This is a genomic window from Proteus sp. fly-1089 (genome assembly GCF_040138965.1).
In the GTDB taxonomy this organism is placed as follows: Bacteria; Pseudomonadota; Gammaproteobacteria; order Enterobacterales; family Enterobacteriaceae; genus Proteus; species Proteus vulgaris_B.
Genome location: NZ_JBEETS010000007.1, coordinates 57,804 through 77,236 on the forward strand (window position 1 = coordinate 57,804; position 19,433 = coordinate 77,236).

Sequence of the window (19,433 nt, forward strand, 5' to 3'; positions counted from 1 at the left end):
TTCTTGTTTTGAATAGATTAATGATCCAAAGAAACAGAATGAACATATTCAAGCTGTTTTAAAGAACAATAAAATTCCGGTAAGGTAATTTTTTGTCTAACTAATAATTTTAAATTTACTTCAACGCGCTCTTTTTTAATATCGCGGATCGTTAAATTTTCAATTACATCTTTATGGCTTTTTAAGTACTCAATTAAAAGAGGTACGCCATTTTCATGAGTAAATAACATACGCACCTTTATTTTACCTAAACGTTGGTTTTTCATCTGAAATAGCACCACTTGTGGGCTAAGTTGAATAGCCATAAAAAATAGAACCGTCACAATCATGGCATGCCAATAAAAACCTGAGCCACAAGCAATACCAACACCCGCAGAAGCCCATACGATTGCGGCGGTTGTCAGGCCTGAAATTGCATCATCACGTCGATGCAATATAACACCAGCACCAAGAAAACCCACACCACTGATAATTTGTGCCGCTAATCTCATAGGATCACTACGAATGTTGTCGGAGATATTGGCGTAATATTCTGCGGATTGAATAGAAACAATAGTTAATAAACAACTCGCAACGGCAATAATGACACAAGTTTTAAAACCGACAGGCTTTCCCTTTGATTCACGCTCTAAGCCAATAAAGCCGCCCAAAATAAAGGCGGCCAGTAATTTAGCGATACTTGATAGTGATAAAGGGCCAATGCTGTCAACAAACTGAATTAATGCGTCCAAGGTTTGCTCCTAACGTTGGCTTATTCCTTTATTTTAAGACTATGATGTTGCAATGCTTTCCTGGACTTTTTTATCTTCATTATTTTTCTTTTTTGTTACATCATCTTTAAAGAAGAAGATAAAGAATATGGTTACAACGGCAGCGACTATTGCTGGATATATCCAGAATGTTGACCACTGTGGCAATGCAGCATCACCCGTTTCGGTTACGGTTGAATTAAAGATTTGACCACAAATAGTGGAAGCAAATAATAAGCCGAAACCATTAGAGACAATAAAGCGTAGGCCTTGTGCTTGAGCACGAATTTCTGGTTTGGCTTTGCGGTCAACATAGATATCACCAGCAGTAAAGAAGAAGTCCCAACATAATCCCTGCAACATTAATCCGATAACGATAAAATAAAACTCTGTATTTACCGCAGCATAAGAGAAGAATATTGAGCGAATGATCCAGCTAACTGCACCTAAAAGTAATGTAATTTTGAAGCCAAACTTCATTAAGAAGAATGACAATACAAACATAAACAGAACTTCACAGGCTATACCTATTTGCATAATAGACGCCGCATTATTAAAACCTAATGCTTTAATAAAAACAGGAATATAAGCGGAGTAAGCTGTTTTTGGGATCATTAAAATAAAGATACTAAACATTAAGATAGCGAAATAGCGGTCTTTAAATAATGAAAGAGCATCTAAACATAAAATATCACGAGCAGAGAATGGCTTACCTTTTGCTTTAGGGGGCGTATTAGGTAAGGTAAAGCAGTAGAAACCAAGTAAAACACCTACAGCAGAAGCGATATACCAAGTCATCGTACTACCAGAGAAGCCCATTTCTCCTAATATAAATCCGATAGCCATAAAACCAAACGTACCGAATACACGAATAATAGGGAAATATTTCACCCCATTAATATGGGAGAAACTAATACTATTTGAAAGCGCAGTTGTTGGATAAAACAATAATCCAATAATGAAAATTAAGAAGAGTGTCATGCCACTGTTTTGTGCCTCAATAAATTGAGGAACACAAATAATGACAGCCGCATTAATTAAATGAAGGATGCCCATGACTTTTTGTGAAGCAAAGAAACGGTCTGCCACCATACCTATAAATAATGGGGAAATAATTGTTGCGACACCTAATAAAGCGTAGGCATTACCAATAATGCTTGCCATACCATAGCTACTTAATACCAGCCCCATAGTCATATTCCACGCACCTTGCATGAAATATTGCACAAACATCATAATCAGTAAGCGAGAGGTTATTTTCATATCCATCATCGTTCTCCTCTTAATTTGTTTCTAACGTTAATCCGTCGTAGGCAACACGGATATTGTGAGGAGCACAAACAGCTTCTAATTCGTGGTGAAGCAATTTGCCACTATGTGAAATATGCGAAACAGCAATTTGTGTATCTTGATGTAAACAACCTTGTTGTTGCAGTTTTTCTTTTGCTGCAAATACGGTTTCTAGGCTCATATGATTATCGGTACGATCTTTACCATTGAGTCCATAAGTACATTCAAAAACAACGATATCAAGTGGTTTGTTCTCTAACCATTTCCATGTTAATTCAGGGAACCAACCAGAATCATGGCCATAAAAAATTACTTTGCCATCTTTTTCAATATGATAAACGTAGCAAAGCTCCCATTTCGCATGATTAGCGAGTAATGGCGTAATTTTATAACCATTTCTTTCTACGGTAACAAAAGGAATTAAGCAGTGAAAAGCAAAACGCTCTTTGCTGTAACCAGGTAAAACTTCGATGCAGCCATTAATTGCACGATCGTTACCAAAAATATGAAGGGGATGGTTAATTTCAAAACCATAACCTTCCATTCGACTAAACAGATCGCCGACATTGAAATGATCAGGATGAGTGTGGGTGAATAGAAGGCTTTCAAAATTGGTAGCATCCATTCCATCACGCATTAACTGGTAACTAAATGTAGGTGATACGTCGATTAGCATAATGTTATCGACAATGGCAGAAGAGTGAGTTCTGATATCTTTCCCACCAAGTTCTCTTGCTTTCAGGCAGTGTTCACAGCGGCAGAAGGGATTGGGTATACCTTCGGAGGCCGCCGTCCCTAAAAAATGAAGTTTCATAAGAAATCCCCTTATCCTATTGTTTTATTATGATTTTATTAACTATCTGGTGTTGATTATCTATAAGCTGTAGATTAATTTGAACGTTCCAATAATAAAATGAGGATTACCATTTGCCAATAAAGGAAGATCAGATCAGTGATCTTATTCAAATTAAATTTTCTATATATTTGATTAATATGAATATAATTTGCAATTGATATTGATAATCATTTATTTTTGATAAATAGTATTAGATTGTTTTATAAGCTATTTTAAAATGGAACGTTCAAATCAATTATCGGTAGTCGCGATAAATAATTCAGGTATGCTAGTGAAAGCAGAAATTGAGATGGAAAAAGGTCAATGGCAACGATTAAAGATATTGCAAAATTAGCGGGTGTTTCTCATGGAACGGTTTCTAACGTATTGAATAAACGTGGAAATGTAAGTGTTGAGAAGATTGAAGCTGTGTATCAAGCTGCCAAACAAATGGGTTATCAGTTAAATACACAGGCTCAACTGTTAAGAACCAATAAAAGCCATAAAATAGCCATACTTTTACCTCAATTAGTTTCTGAAAAATATGCTGTTTTCTTTAATTCCTTAAGACAATCTATTGCTCATTTTCCTGAGGTTACTTACGATCTTTTCTTAACGGATGATTTGGAAACTACAGAATTGGAGGCATTACAGAAAATTGCCGCGGGTGGTTATAAACAAGTGATCACTGTAAGTTGTCTCAAAGATGCAAATATCTATTTTGACACGTTAAAATTACCCCCTTCTCAAGTTGCATTTGTTTATCGCCAACCACTTAATACTCAACGATTTTTTACGCTAGATTTTGCTCAAGCAGTTGAAGCTATTTGCCAACAGATTGCAAAAACTACAGGTAAATTAGTGGGTATTTTTATGGGGAGTAGCGACTATTTAAATAATCAAAACTTTACCAATGAATTACAAAATCGACTTTTAGAGTATGCTCCCAATAAGAAAAATGTGGTGCTTTGTGCATCAGATGAAGAGAGCTATAAAATTGCGTTCGACTTCTTTTCTATGGAGCAAATTCCGGACCTGTTTATTGCACAAGATATTGAAAAAGCTTGTTATTTAACGCAGGCGAGTTATTTTGGTAGCCACAATGATTGCCCACCTATTTTTGCATTGAGTGATAATATTCCACCTGTATTAAAAGGGTTATATTGCTTTCCAATGAACTACGCTCAACTTGGGTTAGAAGTGATTGATGCACTCATCCAAGAAGAGGATGCGGAAATTATCGAGAATAATGTAACTTGTGTGCGTAATCAAAGTGATCATCTTTATACTTTAACGCCAGCGGTTATCAGTGAGGATAAAGCAGAGATAAGTCTTAACTTACTGATTTTACCTAGCCCTTCAACCAGTGCATTAAAAAAACTACTACCTCATTTTTATCGTCAAACAGGGATTAAAGTTAATTTAGCAATTCATCCTTACGATGAAGTGTATCAAATTTTAAGTCAGTTACATTTACATCCTTATTATGATTTATTGCGTATTGATATGGCCTGTTTTCCTTGGTTTGCGGAAAGAATATTACAGCCATTAGATAAGATTGGTAATGGATTAACGGATTTATTAAATAATTTTTCACTACCTACTCAGCAAAAATTTAGCTTAGTAAATAATGTTGCTTATGCCATGCCTTTTGATGCCAGTGCACAACTCTTATTTTATCGAAAAGACTTGTTTGAAGATCCTATTCTAAAAAGAATGTACTACGAAAAAACAGGTAATGAATTAACTGTACCGACAACATTTGAAGAATACGATAATGTGACGCAGTTTTTTACTGAGCAACATGAAGAAGGGCAATTAAGTTGCCCAATGGGGGCATCAACAACATTGGGTAGCGCGGGGTTAATTGCAACAGAGTATCTATTACGTTATTACGCCAAAGGTGGATGTTTAATAGGAAGTCATAATATTCCTAGATTAGAAATGCCTTTAGCAGGTGAAATATTAGAAGAATATTTAAAACAGTTGTCGATCACTGAGAATATTCATAATAAATGGTGGAGTGAATCGGTTAGACAATTTGAGCAAGGGCATCTTGCTATGCTTATTGCTTATATGAATTTATTTAACGATGTTGCACATAGCAATATTTTACCTAAAACAGGTTTTGCACCTGTACCCGGCAGTATTCCACAATTAGGCGGTGGCGTATTAGGGGTTTCACGTTATAGCCAAAAATCACAGTATGCAGAGCAATTTTATCGTTGGCTTTATTCCCCAATGGTTATGGATCACCTAATTTTATTAGGTGGAAACAGTAATCATAAAAATTTCAGCCATAATCAAGAGATTAGCCATCGTTATCCATGGATGACATTGGCTTATCAAGAAATTAATAAAGGAATACGAGAATCTTCGGTGCCTAATGGTAAGTTATTTAATTTACGCCAAGCCGAGATTATTATCGGGCAAGGCATTACTAATGTCGTTAATAATATTATGACGATAGACGAGACTATCGAATATATAAACCAGCGTTTGTTGATAGATACTCAAGGCGAGCGGTAGATTTTATTAACTTCAATAAGAATAAAATAGCAGGGGATAACAAAATCCCCTGGCTATCAAGATTAATCAATTACTCGCCTGATAATGCTCTTGGAAATAATAAATTATTTTCTAAGCTAATATGATTCATTAAATCGTCGATAAACTCATTAATGCCATTATAAAGCACTCGCCATGTGGTGCAGGCTTCAGGTGGTGGTGTGACATTTTTGGTAATAAATTTAATCACTTCAACAATTTCACCCGCATCATCATGTTCGTGTTCCATAACACTAATGGGGGCTCCAGCTTGGCTTCCTAAACCATTTTTTATCATAGGAAAAAGAATACGCTCTTCTTTCATCATATGGCTTGTTAGCTCATCTAATAATAGTGTCAATTGGCGAGATAACCCTTTAGGGACAGTCGGTTTTGCTTCATGAACGCGTTCTACTTTTTCTGCTTGTAGAATAAGCTCCGGTAATTGTGTTCTGTGTTTGTCGTGGTAACGAACAATAATAAAATCAATAATTTCACTTAATGGCGCTTGTCGCCAATCTTTTTCTAATGGTTGTTGTGAAAGTGCGAGTAATTTATTTTCAATTTCATCAATGTCTAATCCGACTTTCTCTGCAGATTTACTTAATGTACGTTTACCTCCACAGCAAAAGTCGAGGTTATATTGACGAAAAATAGCACTGGCACCTGAAATAGACAGGGCTAGTTGACCGAGAGTTTTATCACGTAAATTCATATCGGTATCTCGTATGTTATTTAAATTAAGCGGACAGTGCTCGCAATAAAGCAAAAGCTTCTTTTACCTGTTCTTCTGTAACCACAAAGGCACGTAATACGTCATTCTCATCAAAGCCTTTAGCGATAACACCAGATTGTGTTGTATTAATATTCCACGTTAAGTCATTACGTGCGGTTTCACCGGCAAGATGTAGAGGCATTAGTGGCGTTTTCACCCGAATAATCATTGGTGGTAAATTCAGCGGTGCATTATTTTCACCTACAAGTGATTTGGCTAAATGCATCGCACTTAATTGTATTGGCTGTAAAAATGGTAATAAATTACCGTTGATTTGTGCACAATCACCTAAGGCATAAATATCACTATTACTGCTTTGTAGATATTCATTTACCATGATCCCACGATCGGTATGTAAACCCGCAAGGTGAGCTAATTCTATATTGGGTGCGAGTCCTGTAGCGGCAATAACGCAATCAACTGTTAATTGATGATGCTGATTAAATGTCGCTAAAATACCGTTATCGGTTTGTGTTAATGACTGTAATGGTGATTTCAGCATTAAGCGTACACCAATTTCAGTAAGGCTTGATTGTAAGCGCCCACTGAGATCGGAAGGGATCAGAGAAGATAATAATTGCCCTGAAATATCAGCAAGGATCACTTCTTTGTTTGCTCGACTAAAATCCATGGCTAATTCAGTACCAATTAATCCTGCCCCTAAAATTAATATACGTTTAGCTTGGCGAATTTGTGCTTCATAAGCTCGGTACTCTTGTTGACTATTAAGCGTAAACATTAACTCATGGCCTGAAATAGCAGGGCAATAAGTTTTCGCTCCAGTGGCTAATACCAATTTATCGTAATACCATTGTTCACCTTTGGCACTCTGGATCCGTTTTTCATCCGTATTAATATCGACAATTTGCGTATATGGATGGATCGCGAGTTGATACTGTTGTGCAAACTCTTGGGCTGTTTGTTTGGTTAAATCATTTGCACATTGAGCTTGGCTAATAACATGGCTTAAATCTGGCTTGTTATATTCATCAATACTGTCTGATGCAATTAAGGTAATGGGAAGATCTGCATTAAATTTGCGAATATTTTTGACTAATTGGCGCGCAGCAAAGCCCGCGCCAATAATGACAATCCCACTATTGAGGAGGTCTGTACTCATTTTGCCTCCTTTGCAAGTGCATCAAAGACATCTTTTCCTAATGAGCATTCAGGGCATAAGAAGCTATCAGGAACTTCGCTCCATGGTGTATTAGGTTGAACGTTTTGCATTGGTTCACCTACTGCCGGATCGTAAATCCATTGGCATACACTGCATTGCATACGTGGGCCTAAGTCGATTGCTTCAACATCTGTGATAACTTCAGGTTGTGATGAGGTTGTACAACAAGGTTGAGTCGCAGGAAGTGGCGCTAAAGCCCATTGGCGTGCAAGTTCACGTCCATATTCACGACAAATTTCTTGTGCTTGCATATCTGGGCGCCATTTAGTTTTTAGTGCTAGTGCGGTTTCAAATCCAGCGTCCATTAAACGAGTTTGAATGCGGTCAACCGCGCCACCATTCCAGCCATAACTCCCGAAAGCAGCCGCTTTTTTATTACGAAAACGTAAGCCTGTCATTTCTTCAAGCATGGCGGCAATTTTTGGCATCATGACATTATTCATTGTTGATGAACCAACAAGCACACCCTTAGAACGAAACGCACTGGTGATAATGTCATTTTTATCACTTTTGGCGACGTTATAGCTTTTTACAAACACATTAGGGTCAATTTCATTGATACCTTGTGCAATGGCATCTGCCATCATGCGAGTATTGTTAGACATGGTGTCATAGAAAATAGTAATACGATCTTCTTGATAATCGGCAGCCCATTTTAGATATAATTCAACAATTTGTGTTGGATTATCACGCCATACCACACCGTGAGACGTAGCAATCATATCGACAGGTAAATTAAAGCCTAAAATTTCATTAATTTTCGGTGTTACAAGGCGGCTAAATGGCGTCAAAATATTGGCGTAATAACGTTGGCATTGTTCAAATAATTCTGTTTGGTCAACTTCATCGTTAAACAACCGTTCATCACAATAGTGCTGACCAAAGGCATCATTACTAAATAAAATCGCATCACCAGTTAAATAGGTCATCATGCTGTCAGGCCAATGTAGCATTGGCGTTTCAACAAAAATGAGTTGCTTGCCATTACCAATATCTAGGCTATCGCCTGTTTTAACGATATGAAAATTCCATTCAGGGTGATGATGATGTCCATTGATTGAATCAATGGCGTTTGCTGTGCAATAAATCGGAGTATTAGGAATAAAGGACATCAGCTCAGTTAATGCACCTGCGTGATCTTCTTCTGCATGATTAATAATAATGTAATCAATCTCTTCTAGATTAATTTGTGTTCGTAAATTTTGTACAAATTCACGACTGAATTTATGGTCAACGGTATCAATAAGCACATTTTTCTCTTCACGTATTAGGTAGCTGTTATAGCTACTACCTAATAATGTTTTGTATTCTGTGCCATGAAAATCACGAACTTCCCAGTCACGTTGCCCAACCCAATTAACATTATTTTTAACATGAATAGCCATTTTGTATTGTTCCTTCTCATTAATCTTTTCATAGGGATATGTATTGATATAATCAAGAAGCGTGCCAATTTTTATCTTGTTGTTTTAAAATGATTTTTGTTTTTGTGACTATTTATATATTGTCAATATGACTATCTTTATCATGTCAAAATGACCATAATAACGGTCATAATGACTATGAGGTGTTTTTATGGGATTTTCTGTTGATGTGTTGGCTAAAATTGCCATTGAATTACAAAAAGATGTTGGTCACCAAGATAGATTTCAGCGACTGGTGACCACACTTCGGCAGGTGCTAAATTGCGATGCCGCAGCGTTGCTTCGTTATGAGCCTCATCAGTTTATTCCATTAGCCATAGATGGCCTTGTACCTGATGTTTTAGGGCGTCGTTTTTTACTAGAAGGACATCCTCGTCTCGAAACTATAGCGCGAGCAGGGGATGTGGTGCGCTTTCCAGCGGACAGTGATTTACCCGATCCTTATGATGGGCTTATTCCAGATAGAGAACATTTAAAAGTTCATGCTTGCGTCGGATTGCCATTATTTGCTGGGCAAGATTTAATCGGCACTTTAACACTTGATGGAATGGACCCTTATCAGTTTGATACTTTCAGTGATGAAGAGCTTCGTTTAATTGCGGCATTAACTTCCGGTGCATTAAATAATGCGTTATTGATTGAACAACTCGAAAATCAAAATATGTTATTTACGCCAACCAATACGTTTAAGCCCACAGTAAAAACAGAAATTATTGGTTTATCGCCTTCGATGATGCAACTAAAAAAAGAGATAGAAATTGTTGCACCCGCAGATATGAATATTTTAGTGAGTGGCGAAACGGGAACGGGTAAAGAGCTGGTGGTTAAAGCTATTCATGAAATGTCTAATCGTGCAGATAATCCGTTAGTCTATTTAAATTGTGCAGCGCTTCCTGAGAGTGTGGCAGAGAGTGAACTATTTGGGCATGTGAAAGGGGCTTTTACCGGCGCAATTAGCCATCGTAGTGGTAAATTTGAAATGGCGGATAATGGAACGTTATTCCTTGATGAAATAGGAGAATTATCATTATCACTCCAAGCCAAATTATTGCGTGTCTTACAATATGGTGATATTCAACGAATTGGTGACGATCGTAATTTACGCGTTAATGTACGTGTATTAGCAGCAACGAATCGTGATTTATGGGAGGAAGTATTAGCGGGAAATTTCCGTGCCGATCTTTTCCATCGTTTAAGTATCTTTCCTTTGCATGTTCCGCCATTACGAGAGCGAGACGAAGATATTTTGCTATTAGTGGGGTATTTCTGCGAGCAATATCGTCAACGCTTTAATCTTACTCAAGTGATTATTAGCCCTGAATTACGCCTTTATTTATTACATTATTCTTGGCCGGGTAATGTACGTGAATTAGAACATACCATTCATCGAGCAATCGTATTAGCGAGGGCAGGGAATAAGACAGACAGTCTTATTTTACAAGTCAGTCATTTTGCTTTAGGTACAGAAAATCTAACGTATCCAATATCACAATCGTTACCTTCTAAGGAAAAAAATTTAAAAGATGCAACGGATGAATTTCAACGAGATTTAATTAAACAAGCATTACTGCGTAATAACCAAAATTGGGCGGCAACTGCACGAGAATTATCACTTGATCCGGCTAACTTACGTCGTTTAACAAAACGCTTAGGGTTAAAATCATAATAATTTAAAAAAGAATGTTCTAAACGAAAAAAGGTAATCTGGGTGCGTGGTCCAAATTACCTTAAATAATTATGTTAGGATGATAACTTGTTAATAAATTTCTATTTTCTGAATGCGTTCACCGTGATGGTTACCAGTTCTGTTAATGTGCTATAAAATTGGCTATATCCACTCATTTTTAATTTATTTAAATAGTGAGGTAGCCATGTAGTCAAATGAAGGGAAAGTAATTCATTAACCGCATCTTCTCTTTTTTCTGATGCTAATACCGCAGCTTGAAATAGCATCAAACCGATATGATCAACAGGCTCTGGAAAAGGCGTATTTACTTTTAAACGTTCCCGTTTTAAAAACTCACTCAGTGCAAGGGTAGAATCCCCTTGTAATAAACCTTCAGGATCTAAATAGGTTGACCCCCAAGGAGGAGCCGGTAAAGCATTAGGGCCAACAAAAAGATTTTGCCATTGGATTTTTAATTGCTCTGTATCGATAGAAACGGAATTAATTAAACGTTCACACAGACCGCTTTCAATTTTACAAGGCCACTGCGTTGCAAAATCCCCAGTTTTAAAAAAGTTGAGTGCGGTTTTATTGGTGTCATCATCAGGTGGGAATAAATAACAAATTCCCAATAAATTAAATGCAGCCGCATAATAAGAGAGTCTGCTCATAATTTTTGATACTTCCTTAAACAAACCCCAATTAATGAGGTTTGTTTTTTTATTATTTAAATGCCTTGCTCAATGACTACTAGTGAATTGAGTAGAAAACATAGCGCAACATAAAGTCAGCGATAATTGCGATCACACAGCCAAACGCAAAGATAGACTCAGTTGATTTACCTTGATTTTTAGGGGCTAGGAATTTCACTAAACTATAGCCACAAGCCAATATTGCAAAGGTTGCTAAGATCCAACAGGTAGTACGTAACGAACCAATGGAGTAATACACTTGAATAGGTGATAACGGGAATGTCACCGATTTTTGGCTATATAGCGTGCTAGTTAAATATTGCTCATAAAAAGGTTGATACAGTAATCGACCGATTAAGCTAAATGCCATTATTCCCCATAATTGCCATTTCCAGCGTATTGGGAAAGAGTCTTGGGGTATTTCAATACCCAACTTACTACCTATGCGTTGTAATACTTTGATCAGCAAAAAGAAAATAGCCGCGCCAAGTGTTAACATCGCACCGAAGAACATCACGTAAGTATTAGGATCCATCCATGTCAAAATGGAGGTATGGCGATAAATCGATGCCATGCAATAAATATCAAATAGCCCAATCAGAATACTGGTACTTAATAACAGCATTGAGAGTTTGCGAGTGCGCCAGAGCCATAAAAAGGTTAATCCTAGGCAACTGACAAAAATAGCAGTGACGGCGACTTCACGACTCAACCAAGCAGAAAAAACATTTCTAATGGCATTAGGAGCATTTAATGGCACACCTAAGTGAGTGATTGAGGCGATAGAACCTAAACCCGCCAATCCACAAATAACAAATAAGGCCAACAGCATAAAGCGGTAGTAGCTTTCTGCACTAAGATAATGAGAAAGGCGACGAGCAAAAAGCCCGGTTGTTAGTGCAAGACCAATGGTCGCATTCATCATAAATGTGAAGATTAATAATGACCATTCATTCATTTTCTTTCTCCCTTATTATTAATTCCGTCATTATTGGCACCCTGATGTGGGTTAATAACAAGGTTTGGATGTGTTATTTCAGGGGAAGGTAAGCCCGTGACATAATCTAAATCGCCATAACGTTCACGTAGTTCATCAATAGGGCCAAATTGGATCGCACCTAGTGGGCAAGTGGCGACACAAACTGGCTGTTCACCTTTTTGCTGTAAATCGATGCAAAAGTCGCATTTTGACATCTGTTTGGTTTCTGGATTCATTTGTGGCGCGCCATAAGGGCAAGACCACGCACAAGCACCACAACCGACACATTTGTCTGTATCTACCATGACAATGCCATCACCTTCACGCTTATGCATTGCTGTTGTTGGGCAGTTTTTAACGCAAATTGGATCGTCACAATGGTTACAAGAAATAGATAAGGTGTAAGCAAAGACATTATTGACCAGCGCGCCTTTCGGATTACGAGTATAACCACCACCTGTGATTTCATAGACACGGCGAAATTTGCGTCCGACATCAAGGTTGTTTTTATCTTTACACGCAACCTGACACGCTTTACAACCTGAACAGCGAGCGCTGTCGATATAAAACCCTAACTGTTTGCTGCTCACTGCGGGATAAACGATAAATTTACTCATGCTTTTGCTACCTCGACCAATAATGTTTGGTGAGCATTGCCGTGTGCCATTGCGGTGCTACGGGATGATGTTAATACGTTGGCACATCCACCTTGATCTATGCCTTTCGCATCAGGTTGCCACCAAGCTCCTGCTTGCAAGGCCACGACTCCAGGCATAATTCGTTGTGTTAATTTGACGGGAACCATCGTTACCCCACGATCGTTATACACTTTGACTTTTTCGCCCTCTTTAATGTTTCTGTCTTGGGCATCTAATGGGTTAATCCAGAGTTCTTGGCGCTGTACTTCTTGCAACCAAGGATTGGCAAATTGTGTTGAGTTAGCGCGGTTACGTCCTTTCCATGTGATAAGTTGTAGCGGGAATTTATCCGTCAACGTATCTTCTGGGCCCTCAATGGCAGGCACATAATGAGAAAGCGCAGGGATATCGACATTATTCATGTCATATAAGCGTTTAGAGAAAATCTCAATTTTGCCTGATGGTGTTGGAAATGGGTTATTCTTAATGTCTTGAATATTTTTCTCAAATGCCACATTTTGAGTGTGTGGACGATGTTTTAATAAATGACGACGTTTAACCAATAGCTCTTTAAAGGTTGGAATACCATCTTCAGGACGCTTAACACTTGCGTCATTAACTAAATATTCAATCCAATCGCGGTCAGTCTCTTTCCCTTCGCTAAATTGTTCACCCACACCTAATTTATCTGCAACTTCACGTAACCAATCGTAGTCAGTACGACGTTCAAATTCAGGCTCAATCACTTTTTCAGAAAGAATAATGTAGTCGCCATAACTCCATGTACCACCGATATTCCAGCGCTCTAAGAAGCTGGTTTCTGGCAGTAAAATATCGGCGTATTTTGCACTTGGTGTCAGATACAGATCACTACAGACGATAAACTCTACTTTTGATTCATCTTCAAGGACTTTCGCGGCATGAAGAATATCGGTATTTTGGTTTGTCATGTAGTTACCCGCCATTGAGAAAATCATCTTGATTTCAGTATCAAGTTTCTCTGCATTCAGTAACCCATTTTGTGGTGTGACTAAATTCTTATCTTCACAGGCTTGTACCCAGTTGGTGATATTGATTTTTGCTTTAACGGGGTTGGTTAATAGACTTGGCCCTGCGATGGTTTTACGCAGTTCAGAGTTTAATGCCATACCATAACCTGCAGCCCAACCACCACGAACACCCACATTGCCGGTGATAGTTGCAAGTAATGTTGCACCGCGTGCCGTCCGTTCACCACAAATATGGCGTTGTGGTCCCCAGCCTTGCATTAATGCCGCGGGTTTTGTGGATGCATATTCACGTGCTAATTGTTTAATAGTATCTGCGGGTACTTTAGTGATGGTTTCAGCCCATTCAGGGGTTTTCTTAATACCATCTTTTTTACCCATCAAATAGGCAACTAACGATTCATTTTCACCCACCCCTTCAGGCATTTGGTGCTCATCAAAGCCAACTGTGTACTTATCAATAAAAGTTTGGTCATGCAGATTTTCGCTTACGATGACATACATCATCGCATCCATCATGGCATTATCTGTTGTTGGCAGTAATGGGATCCATTGATCAGCTAAAGAAGAGGCAGTATCAGAATAACGAGGGTCAACGACAATAAATTTAGTGCCGTTTTTCTTCATTTTTTGGAAGAAATGGTTTGAATGTCCAAAAATAGTTTCATTGGGATTATGACCCCATAAAATCACCAGTGGTGTATTTTCTAAGGTGTCTAGCGTACTGCCACTGGCAGCAGTTCCATAAGTGTAAGGGGTGACAGCTAAGGTATTGCCATTACTAACGGAGTGATAGTTTTCCAGAAAACCTCCGGTGATATTAAACAGGCGACGTAACATATTCGCACCTGAGAAAATACCGCCAGTGACACCCGTACTTAAGCTTACAAAGCGTGATGCAGGGCCATATTGCTGGTTAATACGTTGCATATTTTGTGCAATAAGAGTGGTCGCTTCTTCCCAAGTGATACGTTCAAATTTGCCTTCGCCACGTTTACCAACGCGTTTCATTGGGTATTTTAAACGGTCTGGATGATAGACAAATTTACGATAACCGCGGCCTCGAACACAGGCACGCATAATAGGCATCTCTTCATCTAGATCAGCATCGGGACGTGTGCTAATACGGGTGACTTTGCCATCTTTCACGTGGGCACGAATATCGCATTTACCGCCACAGTCAAAGCTACTGCAAGTTGAAACAACGCGTTCACCATCTTCAGTTGTTATTGGTTTTACGGGAATAGCGTTATCTGTTGTCGCAGCAAAAGAGTTTGATGCGAGAAAAGGAAGGGTAACTAATGCTGAACTCGCTTGAATAAAGTGACGGCGGCTAACATCGTTGAGAATGCTCTTTGTATCACTATCGTGATCGGACTGATTGCTCATAATGAACTCTACCTTAAACATAATAGGCGGATCCCGATATACCCGATACTTGATATAAAGAATGTGCGTGATTTTTCTAGGCTATGAATAAAGGGAATGTCTGGTATCCGCTGCATTATTATTGAATGCATAGATAAGTGCAGCATGCTCGAAATAACATCTGCGAGAGGGATAGTAGTTGATTAATCTTTTGCCAACATTCTAAAACCAGACAATGACATTTGAATTTCAGCCTATTTACTAAGGGTGTTAAGGGCTCGTTTTTTGATTGTTAATAGGGTTTGTAAAATAGATATCAAGAAGGTTGAAATTTCACATAATACACTTTCGTTATTTATTTAAATATATAGCGATTTTAATTATATAGCTCATTATTTGCCAGTGTGTAGAGTGCGTGAGAACTGCTATATTAAAAAGGACGAAAATAAAAAGAGAGTGGCCCAAAGTGTGAGAAATGTACCGTTAAAAAGCGTTGATTCACTTGACCGAGATGTTATTGCGCTGGGTACAGACTATTTGCCCAATACGTTGCTAGAAACACATCAACATCGTCGAGCGCAATTTTTATACCCTGCTACGGGATTAATTGAAGTGAGTACAGATGATGGTGAGTGGGTTATTCCACCATCTTGTGGTGTGTGGATCCCACCAGAAACTGGGCATGAAACTCGTATGTTAGATGTCAGTACTCGAAGCTTGTATATCGAGCCTTCCGCCGCACCTCGCCATAGCAAACAATGTGAAGTAGTCAGTGTTTCCCCTCTTTTTCGTCAACTATTGCTTGAAGCTGTAGATGTGCCTGCAGAATATGATAAAAAAGGGCGAGATGGCCTTTTAATGCAGTTAATCTTATGCGAATTAGCGAAAGCAAAACCGTTACCATTTTTTGCGCCTATTCCACAAGATAGTAAATTAGCTAAATTATGCCGTGATTTTATTCGTAACCCGAAAATAGATTCTTTACCGCAACAGTGGGCAGATAGATTACATAAAAGTGAGCGCTCTTTTAGCCGTTTTTTCCGCCAACAAACAGGAATGTCGTTTTCACAATGGCGACAACAAGTCTGCTTATTGAATTCATTAACACAAATCTTATCTGGACGCGGTATTACTGAAATTGCCTTTGACTTGGGTTATAACAGTGCTGGTTCATTCTCGACAATGTTCAAAAAACAGATGGGGCAATCGCCTTCTCATTTTAGTATGGATGCGCTGGATATCGATAGGTTTTAGTTAATGTATGTATCAGATAATTATGATAAAAACGCACTTGTTAAGTGCGTTTTTGCATAATATGCCTACTCTATTAAACGATGGTTTTCCTAACAGAATGGCGTAAGCAATAAGGTAAAAAAATCAAACTAAGTGTTGTAATAATTGCGGTAGTAACTAATACCACAAAAAAGGCATTTTCAAAGGCTAAATTTGCTTGAGATATCACAAGAGAAGCTATATCAATGGGTAATTTTTCTGCCACAATCAGGGCTTCATCTAAACTGTCATAAGCTGCATCGTTGATAGCTAATGAGTCAGGTAATATCAGTTTTAAGGTATACACCGTACTCATCAAACTGCCCATAAATGTTACACCAATCACACTGCCCAGCTCATAAGCCACATCTTCAATTGAGGCCGCCATTCCTGCTTGCCTATCTGCGACACTTAACATAATTGACGTAGATGCCGTGGTAAAAATAATACCTAAACCAAAGCCGATTAAGAATAAGCTACCAATTAATACTATTGGAGATGTTGTTTGATAAATAGCAATTAACCATAGATTTCCCACTAAAGTGAGTAGAAATCCGCTGATGATCAGGCGAACTTCACCTAGCCGTGTTAAAAAATAGCCCGCTAAAGGGGATGCCAACACAGAGCCAATTGGAATAGGTAATATGGCTAATGCTGCATTTAAAGGAGTAAAACCAGTAACCAGCTGTAAACGCTGACTAAGTAGTAGTTCAATCCCAACAATAATCACCATTGAAAGTATGGCCATTAAAATACCGATACTAAAAAAGCGGTTTTTAAATAACCTAAAGTCAATCATTGGATGAGCCTGTTTACGTTGGCGTAGAGTAAATAGAGTGAGGAAAACGACGGCAATAATGGTGGCAATAGTAGCTTCATCCCACTGTGTATAAGGTTTTCCTATCTCTTTTAAGGCATAAATGGCACTGATCAAACCAATTAAGATAAGTACTGAGCTTAAATAATCGATTTTATGGCGACCATGTCCTGCAAATGTAGGAATAAGCCAAATAGAGAACGGCAAGACAATCAGCACAATAGGGACGTTAATTAAAAAGACAGAACCCCACCAAAAATGTTCAAGTAACATACCACCAATTAAAGGGCCTAAAGCCGCCCCGCCAGAAGCAACCGCAGACCAAATGCCAATCGCAATAGCTCGCTCTTGTGGGTCGCTAAAAACTTGGCGAACTATTGATAGTGTTGCAGGCATACTCATTGCAGCACCCGCGGCTAAAAAACCTCGGGAAGCAATTAAAGTGGTTGCTGTCGGTGAGAAAGCCGCACATAGAGAGGCAATTGCAAAAAGAGGAAGACCACAGATAAACAGCGTTTTATGACCAATCCTATCGGTCAGCATACCTGCTGCGGGTAATAATCCGGCAACAATTAGTGGATAAGCATTCATTATCCAAAGTTTTTCTGAAGCACTTGCGTTTAAATCATGAGTTAAACGTGGCAATGCGGTATAAAGCACGGTTACATCAACAACAATGAGAAACAGCATGCTAGATACCAAAAGTAATACTATCCAACGTTTATAATCTTTTATCATAGAAATCTCAGTTATTTTTATGTGTATTATTTTTACTAGCAGCTATAATATAAATCCATACGACCGTATTGAAAAGAGGTTTTTTTATGGGACGTCAAAGAACTATTGATAGAGAAAAATTATTAGAGGCAATCTTCGATATAGTGATGGAGCAAGGCGCTGCGGCATTAACCATTGATACTGTGGCGAAAAAAATGGGAATATCAAAAGGGGGAGTTCAATACTGTTTTAGTAGTAAAGAGGCCATGATTGATGCAATGTTTGAGCGCTGGGAGGAGTGCTACGAAACGAAATTTAAAGAAGTGATTAAAAATGACAATTCACCTGAAAATCGTGTTACTGCACATATTTATGCAACGCTGGAACATGATCAAATCTCTTTTGCTAAAGGAGCGAGTTTAATGGCTGCATTGCTACAAACGCCAGAATATCTGCAAAGTACAAAAGAGTGGTATCAACAGCGATTGGCAGGGTTAGATACAACAACAGAGGCTGGAAAACGAGCAAGGCTGGCTTTTTTGGCGACAGAAGGCACTTTTTTACTGCGTTATTTTGGACTAATGGATATTGATGACAATGAGTGGCAATCTATTTTTGAAGATATTGATTCTGAGTTACTTCAGCAAGTGAAGAGGCAATAAAAAAGCATGTTTTTAAGAGAAGAACAACATGCTTTTTATTGATGATAATGGGGCTAGAATTAGTAATACATAGCAATTAGCTTATTGTCGACCTCTTTAACGTCAACGGGTGTGTCGAAAATATCTTCGATAATGTCTGCTTTCATGATCTCTTTAGGTGAGCCGTGATAATACAGTTGTCCATTACGCATGGCTAAAATATAGTCAGAGTAAACAGAGGCAAAATTGATGTCATGAATAACGATAATAATGGTTTTTCCTAATTCATCTGCAGCTTTTCGCAGAAGTTTCATCATTATTACCGCATGTTTCATATCAAGATTATTCAGTGGCTCATCAAGCATGACATATTCTGTATCTTGGCATAGCACCATCGCAACATAGGTACGTTGACGTTGCCCACCCGATAATTCATCTAGATAGCGATGGCGAAATTCAGTTAGATTTAAAAAAGCTAATGACTCATCAATCACTTTTTTATCATCGAGTGTTAAACGGCCCTTGCTATAAGGATAACGCCCAAAGCCAACTAATTCTTCTACGGTTAAACGGCTGACGAATTGATTTTCTTGGCGCAGTATTGAGAGATTTTTTGCCAGCACATCACTATCTGTTGCCGCAACATCCATGCCGTTAACACTGACCATACCACTTTCAGGAATTAATAAACGTCCAATAACAGACAGCAGTGTGGATTTACCTGCACCATTAGGACCAATAATCGAAGTAATACCGCCACGTTGAATAGTCGTTGTAATATTATCGAGAACGGTTATATCTTGATAATGCTTTGATATCTTGCTGATTTCAATCAT

At 38.3% G+C, this 19,433-nt stretch carries 16 protein-coding genes; 4 read left to right on the top strand and 12 right to left on the bottom strand.

From position 1 onward, the window contains the following. Window positions 1-17: 17 nt before the first annotated feature. The 3 genes from ABN080_RS14580 to ABN080_RS14590 are packed head-to-tail and all read right to left on the bottom strand — an operon-like array spanning window position 18 to window position 2,853. The gene (locus tag ABN080_RS14580; protein WP_196554440.1) at window positions 18-731 is read right to left on the bottom strand and encodes an MgtC/SapB family protein; all 714 of its coding nucleotides are present in this window, start codon (window positions 729-731) and stop codon (window positions 18-20) included. Between the two features lie 39 nt (window positions 732-770). Then, window positions 771-2,018 carry an MFS transporter gene (locus tag ABN080_RS14585; RefSeq protein ID WP_349441370.1) on the bottom strand — a complete coding sequence of 416 codons (1,248 nt, stop codon included), beginning with the start codon at window positions 2,016-2,018 and terminating at the stop codon, window positions 771-773. Window positions 2,019-2,031: 13 nt separating this feature from the next. Continuing rightward, complete coding sequence (locus ABN080_RS14590; protein ID WP_349441371.1) at window positions 2,032-2,853, bottom strand: MBL fold metallo-hydrolase; 822 nt, start codon at window positions 2,851-2,853, stop codon at window positions 2,032-2,034. Between the two features lie 345 nt (window positions 2,854-3,198). On the opposite strand from ABN080_RS14590, the gene ABN080_RS14595 reads away from it, so the two are divergent. Next, a complete protein-coding gene (locus ABN080_RS14595) occupies window positions 3,199-5,403 on the top strand; it encodes an extracellular solute-binding protein (protein WP_340894337.1) in 2,205 nt (734 codons plus the stop codon). Between the two features lie 70 nt (window positions 5,404-5,473). Here ABN080_RS14595 and ytfE read toward each other — a convergent pair whose 3' ends face one another. From ytfE to norV, 3 genes are read right to left on the bottom strand one after another with little or no spacing between them, the layout of a single operon-like run. After that, a complete protein-coding gene (gene ytfE, locus ABN080_RS14600) occupies window positions 5,474-6,136 on the bottom strand; it encodes an iron-sulfur cluster repair protein YtfE (RefSeq protein ID WP_349441372.1) in 663 nt (220 codons plus the stop codon). Window positions 6,137-6,161: 25 nt separating this feature from the next. Further along, window positions 6,162-7,316: an NADH:flavorubredoxin reductase NorW gene (gene norW, locus ABN080_RS14605; protein ID WP_349441373.1), complete on the bottom strand. Its 1,155-nt coding sequence runs from the start codon at window positions 7,314-7,316 to the stop codon at window positions 6,162-6,164. Beyond that, window positions 7,313-8,761 (bottom strand): anaerobic nitric oxide reductase flavorubredoxin, encoded by a 1,449-nt coding sequence (gene norV, locus ABN080_RS14610; RefSeq protein WP_349441374.1) that lies wholly within the window; start codon window positions 8,759-8,761, stop codon window positions 7,313-7,315. The genes norW and norV overlap by 4 nt, the downstream gene beginning before the upstream one ends. 190 nt (window positions 8,762-8,951) lie before the next feature. Here norV and norR point away from each other — a divergent pair, with 190 nt between their 5' ends. Further along, window positions 8,952-10,466, top strand: coding sequence for a nitric oxide reductase transcriptional regulator NorR (norR, locus tag ABN080_RS14615; RefSeq protein ID WP_349441375.1), 1,515 nt, complete (start codon window positions 8,952-8,954; stop codon window positions 10,464-10,466). 101 nt (window positions 10,467-10,567) lie between these two features. On the opposite strand, the gene ABN080_RS14620 is transcribed toward norR, so the two are convergent. The 4 genes from ABN080_RS14620 to ABN080_RS14635 form a co-directional block, all read right to left on the bottom strand. Continuing rightward, window positions 10,568-11,137, bottom strand: coding sequence for a molecular chaperone TorD family protein (locus ABN080_RS14620; protein WP_197269755.1), 570 nt, complete (start codon window positions 11,135-11,137; stop codon window positions 10,568-10,570). 79 nt (window positions 11,138-11,216) lie between these two features. Next, window positions 11,217-12,116 carry a dimethyl sulfoxide reductase anchor subunit family protein gene (locus tag ABN080_RS14625; RefSeq protein ID WP_349441376.1) on the bottom strand — a complete coding sequence of 300 codons (900 nt, stop codon included), beginning with the start codon at window positions 12,114-12,116 and terminating at the stop codon, window positions 11,217-11,219. Continuing rightward, window positions 12,113-12,754, bottom strand: coding sequence for a DMSO/selenate family reductase complex B subunit (locus ABN080_RS14630; RefSeq protein ID WP_072068909.1), 642 nt, complete (start codon window positions 12,752-12,754; stop codon window positions 12,113-12,115). The genes ABN080_RS14625 and ABN080_RS14630 overlap by 4 nt, the downstream gene beginning before the upstream one ends. Continuing rightward, window positions 12,751-15,171, bottom strand: a complete 2,421-nt coding sequence (locus tag ABN080_RS14635; RefSeq protein WP_349441377.1) for a DMSO/selenate family reductase complex A subunit — start codon at window positions 15,169-15,171, stop codon at window positions 12,751-12,753. Before ABN080_RS14635 ends, ABN080_RS14630 begins: the two co-directional genes overlap by 4 nt. 447 nt (window positions 15,172-15,618) lie before the next feature. Between ABN080_RS14635 and ABN080_RS14640 the strand changes: the two genes are divergently transcribed. After that, on the top strand, window positions 15,619-16,404 hold the full coding sequence (locus ABN080_RS14640) for an AraC family transcriptional regulator (RefSeq protein ID WP_072068907.1): 786 nt from the start codon (window positions 15,619-15,621) through the stop codon (window positions 16,402-16,404). Window positions 16,405-16,477: 73 nt separating this feature from the next. Here ABN080_RS14640 and ABN080_RS14645 read toward each other — a convergent pair whose 3' ends face one another. After that, window positions 16,478-17,977: an MFS transporter gene (locus ABN080_RS14645; RefSeq protein ID WP_349441378.1), complete on the bottom strand. Its 1,500-nt coding sequence runs from the start codon at window positions 17,975-17,977 to the stop codon at window positions 16,478-16,480. An 86-nt stretch (window positions 17,978-18,063) separates the two neighbouring features. Between ABN080_RS14645 and ABN080_RS14650 the strand changes: the two genes are divergently transcribed. Continuing rightward, a complete protein-coding gene (locus ABN080_RS14650; protein ID WP_349441379.1) occupies window positions 18,064-18,618 on the top strand; it encodes a TetR/AcrR family transcriptional regulator in 555 nt (184 codons plus the stop codon). A 59-nt stretch (window positions 18,619-18,677) separates the two neighbouring features. Here the strand turns inward: ABN080_RS14650 and ABN080_RS14655 are convergent, their stop codons facing one another. Further along, window positions 18,678-19,433 (bottom strand): iron ABC transporter ATP-binding protein, encoded by a 756-nt coding sequence (locus ABN080_RS14655; RefSeq protein WP_349441380.1) that lies wholly within the window; start codon window positions 19,431-19,433, stop codon window positions 18,678-18,680.

Coding starts and splice junctions, on each gene's coding strand:
- ABN080_RS14655 (WP_349441380.1), bottom strand. CDS start 19,433: ATGATTGAAATCAGCAAGATATCAAAGCATTATCAAGATATAACCGTT.
- ABN080_RS14590 (WP_349441371.1), bottom strand. CDS start 2,853: ATGAAACTTCATTTTTTAGGGACGGCGGCCTCCGAAGGTATACCCAAT.
- ABN080_RS14645 (WP_349441378.1), bottom strand. CDS start 17,977: ATGATAAAAGATTATAAACGTTGGATAGTATTACTTTTGGTATCTAGC.
- ABN080_RS14620 (WP_197269755.1), bottom strand. CDS start 11,137: ATGAGCAGACTCTCTTATTATGCGGCTGCATTTAATTTATTGGGAATT.
- norW (WP_349441373.1), bottom strand. CDS start 7,316: ATGAGTACAGACCTCCTCAATAGTGGGATTGTCATTATTGGCGCGGGC.
- ABN080_RS14585 (WP_349441370.1), bottom strand. CDS start 2,018: ATGGATATGAAAATAACCTCTCGCTTACTGATTATGATGTTTGTGCAA.
- norR (WP_349441375.1), top strand. CDS start 8,952: ATGGGATTTTCTGTTGATGTGTTGGCTAAAATTGCCATTGAATTACAA.
- ABN080_RS14630 (WP_072068909.1), bottom strand. CDS start 12,754: ATGAGTAAATTTATCGTTTATCCCGCAGTGAGCAGCAAACAGTTAGGG.
- ABN080_RS14635 (WP_349441377.1), bottom strand. CDS start 15,171: ATGAGCAATCAGTCCGATCACGATAGTGATACAAAGAGCATTCTCAAC.
- ABN080_RS14595 (WP_340894337.1), top strand. CDS start 3,199: ATGGCAACGATTAAAGATATTGCAAAATTAGCGGGTGTTTCTCATGGA.
- ABN080_RS14650 (WP_349441379.1), top strand. CDS start 18,064: ATGGGACGTCAAAGAACTATTGATAGAGAAAAATTATTAGAGGCAATC.
- ABN080_RS14625 (WP_349441376.1), bottom strand. CDS start 12,116: ATGAATGAATGGTCATTATTAATCTTCACATTTATGATGAATGCGACC.
- norV (WP_349441374.1), bottom strand. CDS start 8,761: ATGGCTATTCATGTTAAAAATAATGTTAATTGGGTTGGGCAACGTGAC.
- ytfE (WP_349441372.1), bottom strand. CDS start 6,136: ATGAATTTACGTGATAAAACTCTCGGTCAACTAGCCCTGTCTATTTCA.